Raw genomic sequence first — 1378 nt, forward strand, 5'->3', positions numbered from 1 at the left:
CATATATGGACCCATCCGGTTTGCAAGACATTCGATATCAATTTTGAGAAGAGTTCATTGCACCCATATATTCGGCCTGTTATTGAGGGATTCCTCTGGCCCTGATGGATATTTGCTTCTACTGTCCTTATCATCCCTGCGGCTTCATCAGAGCCTATGTTTTCGTAAGGTTTTTAGTAGATCAGTCTGACTGTCTCATCATCAAATCAAGTGTCTTAGCAACTTGCTGGTTGGTTAATCGTTAACATAATAAGTACATTTGATGTTGTTACATAGCGAGCCGAAACTCTTCTTCACGTGCCGCGATAACCCATGACATTCTGGCGAGCTTATTCGCGACGGCCACACACGCACGATTGAAACCTCGGCGCTCCGCTAGCTGGATAGCCCAACAACTCAACTTATCCGACTTACTCCCACTGTGTCGCAACACCGCTCTGGCGCCGTGGATGAATAGCGTACGTAAATAGGCGTTTCCCCGCTTACTTATCCCGAGGAGGTTATCTTTCCCGCCACTGCTGTGCTGCTTAGGTACTAAGCCACACCAAGCTGAAAAATGTCGGCCATTGCTAAAGTCTTTACCGTCACCCACTGCAGCATAAATCGCCGTAGCGGTGACAGGCCCAACACCAGGAATAGTTTGTAATCGCTGATAAATCAAATTGTTATGAGTTTCGTTTACTACTTGGGTGTCACAACTCTTAAGCCGTTTTTCAATGTCGATAACCTCATCATATAACTGATAAAAGATGGCTTTACCCTTGATGGTCAGCATATTGGCTTCATCGACCAAAATATCTGRTAACTGGGCTTTAAAAGCCGATTTACTTTTGGTAATGACAATACCGTATTCTGCTAACATGCCTCGCACTTGGTTGATTAAGGCTGTTGATTGTTTAGTTAATCGTTCGCGCATACGGTGGAGCAGTTGCACATCTTGCTGCTCGACGCTTTTGGGTTTTACAAACCGCATGTTGGGCCGCTGCGCAGCCTCCGCAATGGCTAGCGCATCGTTGTAGTCATTTTTATTACCTTGCCTAAAAGGAACCACATACTGCGGGGCAATTAACTTAACTACGTGCCCAAATTGCTCAAATTCTCTGGCCCAATAACTCGCGCCGCCACACGCCTCCATAACGATAAGGCAAGGCTCAATTTTCGCGACAAAGGGCAGCAAGTCTTTGCGTCTAAGCATTTTCTTTTTGATTAACTTGCCTGCTTTATCGACACCAACAGCATGAAAAACAGACTTTGCGATATCTAAACCGATTGTAGTAATCTTCATAGGTGGACCCGTCCTCTTTCTGATGAGTTTTAGCGACTACATCGTGGCCCATTGCGAGGCCGATTAAAAGTGGATGGGTCCATTCCATTATCC

The 1378-nt window shown here is 45.6% G+C and carries 1 protein-coding gene; it reads right to left on the bottom strand.

Translation table 11 applies throughout. The features are described 5' to 3' along the window. Positions 1-268 precede the first annotated feature (268 nt). Entirely contained in the window at positions 269-1285 is a 1017-nt protein-coding gene (locus L5M51_RS22695) for an IS110 family transposase (protein WP_263174821.1), read from the bottom strand. Positions 1286-1378: the final 93 nt, after the last annotated feature.

It is taken from the genome of Shewanella sp. SM73 (assembly GCF_025653795.1).
Lineage (GTDB): Bacteria > Pseudomonadota > Gammaproteobacteria > Enterobacterales > Shewanellaceae > Shewanella > Shewanella oncorhynchi.